Raw genomic sequence first — 4,864 nt, 5'->3', positions numbered from 1 at the left:
CAAGGATCTGACCAAGGAACCGATCGGCGAAGGCACCAACGGCCCGGTCTATCTGAAGGACATCTGGCCCACCAACGCCGAAGTCGCCGGCATGGTGATGGCCAACGTGACGCCCGAGATGTTTGCCGCGCGCTATGCCAACGTCTTTGATGGCGATGAACGCTGGCAGGCGATCAAGGTGGAAGGCGGTGCCACCTACCGCTGGAACCCGGCATCCACCTATGTGCAGAACCCGCCCTATTTCGACGGCATGACGATGACCCCGGCCCCAGTGGCAGACATCATCGCCGCCCGCGCGCTGGCCGTGTTTGGCGACAGCATCACCACCGATCACATCAGCCCGGCCGGCAGCATCAAGGAATCGAGCCCGGCCGGCCGCTATCTGACCGAGCGGCAAGTGACCAAGGCGGAGTTCAACTCCTATGGCGCGCGCCGCGGCAACCATGAAGTGATGATGCGCGGCACCTTCGCCAACATCCGCATCCGCAACGAAATGGTGCCGGGCGTCGAAGGCGGCGTGACGCGCCACATCCCGTCGGGCGAGCAATTGGCCATCTATGATGCTGCCATGGCCTACAAGGCGGACGGCACGCCGCTGGTTGTCGTCGCCGGCAAGGAATATGGCACCGGCTCCAGCCGCGACTGGGCGGCCAAGGGCACCACGCTGCTCGGCGTGCGCGCCGTGATCGCCGAAAGCTTCGAGCGCATCCACCGTTCCAACCTGGTGGGCATGGGCGTGCTGGCGCTGGAATTCGCCGCTGGCACAGACCGCAAGAGCATCGGCCTCACCGGTGAGGAAGTGTTCGAGATCACCGGCCTTGCCAATCTGAAGCCGCGCCAGATGCTGGAAGTGCGTTTCACCCGCGCCGATGGCAGCACCGGCAGCTTCCAGGCGCTGTGCCGGATCGATACCGAGCAGGAGCTGGAATATTATTACGCCGGCGGCATCCTGCCCTATGTGTTGCGCAACCTCGCCGCAGCATGAATTGGCAAACGCTCGCCATCGAGGCGGCAGGCTGGATCGGGGCGGTGCTGGTGCTGGCGGCCTACGCGCTGGCCAGCGCTGGCCGCCTTGATGGCAAATCGCCGCTGTTCCAGTGGCTGAACCTCGTTGGCGCGGCCGGCTTCGTGGTGAACACGGCCTATCACGGCGCCATCCCATCAATGGTGCTCAACATCATCTGGTGCGGGATTGCCGTGTTCACGTTGTGGCGGCGGCGAGCCTAGGCCCGTTCCAGCAGACTGCCCCGGATCCGGCCCCACAGCGCCACCGGCCAGCCCCGATCTGCCGCCAGTGCAGCCAGTTTCGCCGATGGGTTGGCACACAATACGGTGCCGCCCGTTTCCAGCGCCAGCTCAAAGCACGGCAGATCACTGTGGTGGTCGCTGGTGAAATGCACCACGGCGCCCGTCAGACCTTGCCCGGCCAGCCAGGCCTCCAGCGCCGCCCGCTTGGCTGCGCCATAGCAGTTCGCGCCGTCCAGCGCTGGCATGACAGCGCCGCCATCACGTTGCGCTTCGGTGGCCACCACATCGGCCACGCCAAAGCGCGCCGCAATGGCGCGCACGTAAAAGGCATGGCTGGCCGACGCGATCACCACCCACCGACCGGCCACGGCATCGGCGGCGATCGCAGCCCGCGCCGGGGCCAGCGCATGATCGGCAACAAAGCCCAGCGCAAAGGCGTCAGCCACGGCCAGCAGCCGGCCTTCCGCCACGCGGGGACCGATCAGCCAGCGATGCGACCAGCTCTTGATCTGTCCGCGTGACAGCCAGCCCAGCCCATAGGCAATGCCGCCCAGCGCCACCATTGGCAGCAGCAGCACCCGCCACGGTGCCTCGCGCGTCAGCCAGAATCGGATGAAGGGCGCCCAGCTGCCGGTGTCGGTCAGCGTCCGGTCCAGATCATAAACCGCGACTTCGGTGTGAACTGAGGTCATTGTTCCCCTTGGCATTTGCTCCCGCATAGCCCAGTTTGCCCATCATGGGCAGCAGCATCAGCTGGCAGGACACAGGCGACGGCGGCGCCCGCGTGGTGCTGTCCGGCCGGCTGACCATCGATGATGTGGCCAGGCTTGCCGACGAACTGGCTGCGGTGCCGCCGCGCGCACCGGGAGTGGCCGTGGATCTTTCGGCCACGACCGCCATCGATACGGCGGGTGCCTGGGCCATCAACAGCCTGATCAACCGCTGGACCGAGGCCGGCCACACCGCGCGGGTGCAAGGCGCTGCGCCCGATATCGATCGGCTGATCCGCGCCCTCACCGTGCCGCCGCCGCCCGTGAAGCGCCGGGCCGATGTGGGCAATCCGGTGCTGGCCCGGCTGGAGCAGATCGGCCGGGCCGTTGTGCACCAGGCCGACAATGCCGGCGGCTTCCTCGCCTTTCTGGGACAGACTTTGGTCGTGCTTGCCTTGACGCTGATTGGCCGCCGCCGCTTGCGCTGGCATGCCGTGATGCATCAGGGCGAAGCCATCGGCGTCAACGCGCTGGGTATTGTCGGGCTGCTGCTGTTCCTGGTCGGCCTGGTGGTGGCACAACAGGGCGCCGTGCAATTGCGCCAGTTCGGGGCCGAGGTGTTCACCGTCAACCTGATCGGCCGCGCCACCACGCGCGAGCTGGGCATCCTGCTCACCGCCATCATGGTGGCGGGCCGGTCGGGATCAGCGTTTGCGGCCCAGATCGGTTCGATGAAGCTCAACCAGGAAATCGATGCGCTGCGCACCATCGGCCTCGATCCGATCGAGGTGCTGGTGGTGCCGCGGGTGATCGCCTGCTCGCTGATGCTGCTGGGCCTCGCCTTCTATGGCGGGATGTGTGCGCTGATCGCCGGCGGCCTGTTTGCCTGGAGCGAACTGGCGATGCCGCCGGCCTCCTACATCACCCGCCTGCAGGAAGTGATCCTGGTTTCCGATTTCACCATCGGCATGATCAAGGCGCCGGTGTTCGGCTTCATCATCGCCATCATGGGCTGTTTCCACGGCTTTCAGGTAACCGGCAACGCCGAATCAGTGGGCAGCCGCACCACCCAGGCCGTGGTGGAAGCCATCTTCGTCGTCATCGTGTTCGATGCCTTCTTCGCCTTCTTCTTCAGCGCGCTGGGCTACAACTAATGGCTACGCTCTCCGCGACCTTGCCTGATGATGCCGATGTGGCGGTGCGCGTGCGTGGGCTGGTGACGGGCTTTGGCGACCATGTCCTGCACGATCATCTTGATCTGGATGTGGCGCGCGGCGAGATACTGGGCCTCGTTGGCGGTTCGGGCAGCGGCAAATCGGTGCTGATGCGAACCATCATCGGGCTCAATCCGGCGCGGGCGGGCAGCGTTTCCATCTTCGGCCAGGATGCGCTCGCCGCCGATCCGGAAGCGCAGCGGGCCTTGCGCCGGCAATGGGGCGTCTTGTTCCAGGAAGGTGCGCTGTTTTCGGGCCTCACCGTGGCCGAGAATATCGAAGTGCCGATGCGCGAGTTCCTGGCACTGCCCGATGCGGTGATGGACGGGCTGGCCGCCGCCCGCCTGCGCCAGGTTGGCCTGCCGGCGGAGAGCTGCACCAAGTTCCCGTCGGAACTGTCGGGCGGCATGAAGAAGCGCGCCGGCCTTGCCCGCGCATTGGCGCTCGATCCGCCGCTACTGTTCCTGGATGAGCCAACCGCAGGCCTCGATCCGATTTCGGCGGCGGCTTTTGACAATCTCATCAAGCTGCTGAAAGACACGTTGGGGCTCACATTGTTCCTGATCACCCACGATCTTGATACGTTGATCGCGATCTGTGACCGGGTGGCAGTATTGGGCGACGGCAAGGTGCTGGCCTGCGGCACGGTTGATCAACTGCGCGCGTTTGATCATCCGTGGGTGCAGGAATATTTCGGCGGCCCGCGCGGACGGGCCGCAACCGGGGATTCAACCTGATGGAGAACCGCAGCAACTATGTGATCGTGGGCAGCATCGCGCTGGCCATGGTGGTGGGCATCTTCCTGATGGTGCTGTGGCTGGCGCGCTTTTCCGGCGGCGACAGCAAGGTGTACGATATTTATTTCAAGCAATCGATCACCGGCCTGGCGCTGGGATCGCCGGTGCAGTTCAACGGCGTTACCGTGGGCAAGATCACCCAGATCCGCCTGCTCCCGCAGCGCCCGGAATTTGTGCGGGTGCGCATCAACATCGATGGCGAAGTGCCGGTGCTGGAAGGCACCACGGCCGGGGTGGAAGGCGTGGGCTTCACCGGCGTGTCGCAGATCCAGCTGGATGGTGCGGTTCAAGGCGCCAAGCCGATCTCCGCGCTCGGCCCTGATGGCGCCCCGGTGATCCCGCCACGCACCGGCGGCCTCAACGATCTGCTCGCCACGGCGCCGGAAGTGCTGTCGAACGTGTCGCTGCTCACCAAGCGGCTGAACGACGTGCTGAAGGACGAAAATCGCGAAGCGCTGTCGGGCATATTGAAGAACACCGATATCGCTACCGCCGCGCTGGCCAAGGGCGCGCCCGATCTGGCCGCGGCACTGGCCGAAGCGCGCACCACCATGACGGCGGCCACCGCCACCCTGCAGCGCATCGAGGCGCTGGCCGGTTCCGGGCAAACGCTGGTGGACTCCGATCTGCGCCCGCTCGCGGCTGATCTGCGGCGCACTGTCACCAATGCCAATGCGACGCTGGCCAAGGTGGATGCCCTGGCCGGCAGCGCCCAGCCGGGCGTTGAAATGCTGGCCAACCAGACCATTCCGGAAACCACCCAGCTGATCCGCGAACTGCGCGAAACCACCTCGCGGCTGGGCGCAATCGCCGCGAAACTGGATGATGACCCGGCCGGCGCCCTGATCGGTGGCCGCCGCCTGCCTGAATATCAACCGCCCAAAGGGAGCGAGCC

Annotated in this window: 5 protein-coding genes and 1 pseudogene; 5 read left to right on the top strand and 1 reads right to left on the bottom strand. The window is 65.8% G+C overall.

What is annotated here, in order from left to right; all coding sequences use genetic code 11:
* Together RT662_RS15405 and RT662_RS15400 are read left to right on the top strand one after the other, a co-directional pair.
* Positions 1-985 (top strand): annotated as a pseudogene (locus tag RT662_RS15405) (aconitate hydratase); the annotation flags it as partial.
* Complete coding sequence (locus RT662_RS15400; RefSeq protein WP_022679935.1) at positions 982-1,227, top strand: CBU_0592 family membrane protein; 246 nt, start codon at positions 982-984, stop codon at positions 1,225-1,227. The pseudogene RT662_RS15405 and the gene RT662_RS15400, both read left to right, overlap by 4 nt.
* Here RT662_RS15400 and RT662_RS15395 read toward each other — a convergent pair.
* The gene (locus tag RT662_RS15395; protein ID WP_313671570.1) at positions 1,224-1,940 is read right to left on the bottom strand and encodes an HAD-IB family phosphatase; all 717 of its coding nucleotides are present in this window, start codon (positions 1,938-1,940) and stop codon (positions 1,224-1,226) included. The two genes, RT662_RS15400 and RT662_RS15395, sit on opposite strands and share 4 nt — an antisense overlap.
* A gap of 44 nt (positions 1,941-1,984) precedes the next feature.
* Here RT662_RS15395 and RT662_RS15390 point away from each other — a divergent pair, with 44 nt between their 5' ends.
* The 3 genes from RT662_RS15390 to RT662_RS15380 all read left to right on the top strand — a co-directional run.
* Complete coding sequence (locus RT662_RS15390; RefSeq protein WP_313671569.1) at positions 1,985-3,112, top strand: ABC transporter permease; 1,128 nt, start codon at positions 1,985-1,987, stop codon at positions 3,110-3,112.
* Positions 3,112-3,909 (top strand): ATP-binding cassette domain-containing protein, encoded by a 798-nt coding sequence (locus tag RT662_RS15385; protein ID WP_313671568.1) that lies wholly within the window; start codon positions 3,112-3,114, stop codon positions 3,907-3,909. Before RT662_RS15390 ends, RT662_RS15385 begins: the two co-directional genes overlap by 1 nt.
* Positions 3,909-4,864 (top strand): MlaD family protein (locus RT662_RS15380; protein WP_313671567.1); only part of this gene is annotated, 956 nt, incomplete at its 3' end. The genes RT662_RS15385 and RT662_RS15380, both read left to right, overlap by 1 nt.

The sequence above is a fragment of the Sandarakinorhabdus sp. genome (assembly GCF_032115815.1).
Classification (GTDB): Bacteria; Pseudomonadota; Alphaproteobacteria; order Sphingomonadales; family Sphingomonadaceae; genus Sandarakinorhabdus.
The sequence above is the reverse complement of the archived record's forward strand: the minus strand, read 5'-3'. Positions and strand labels throughout refer to the sequence as shown.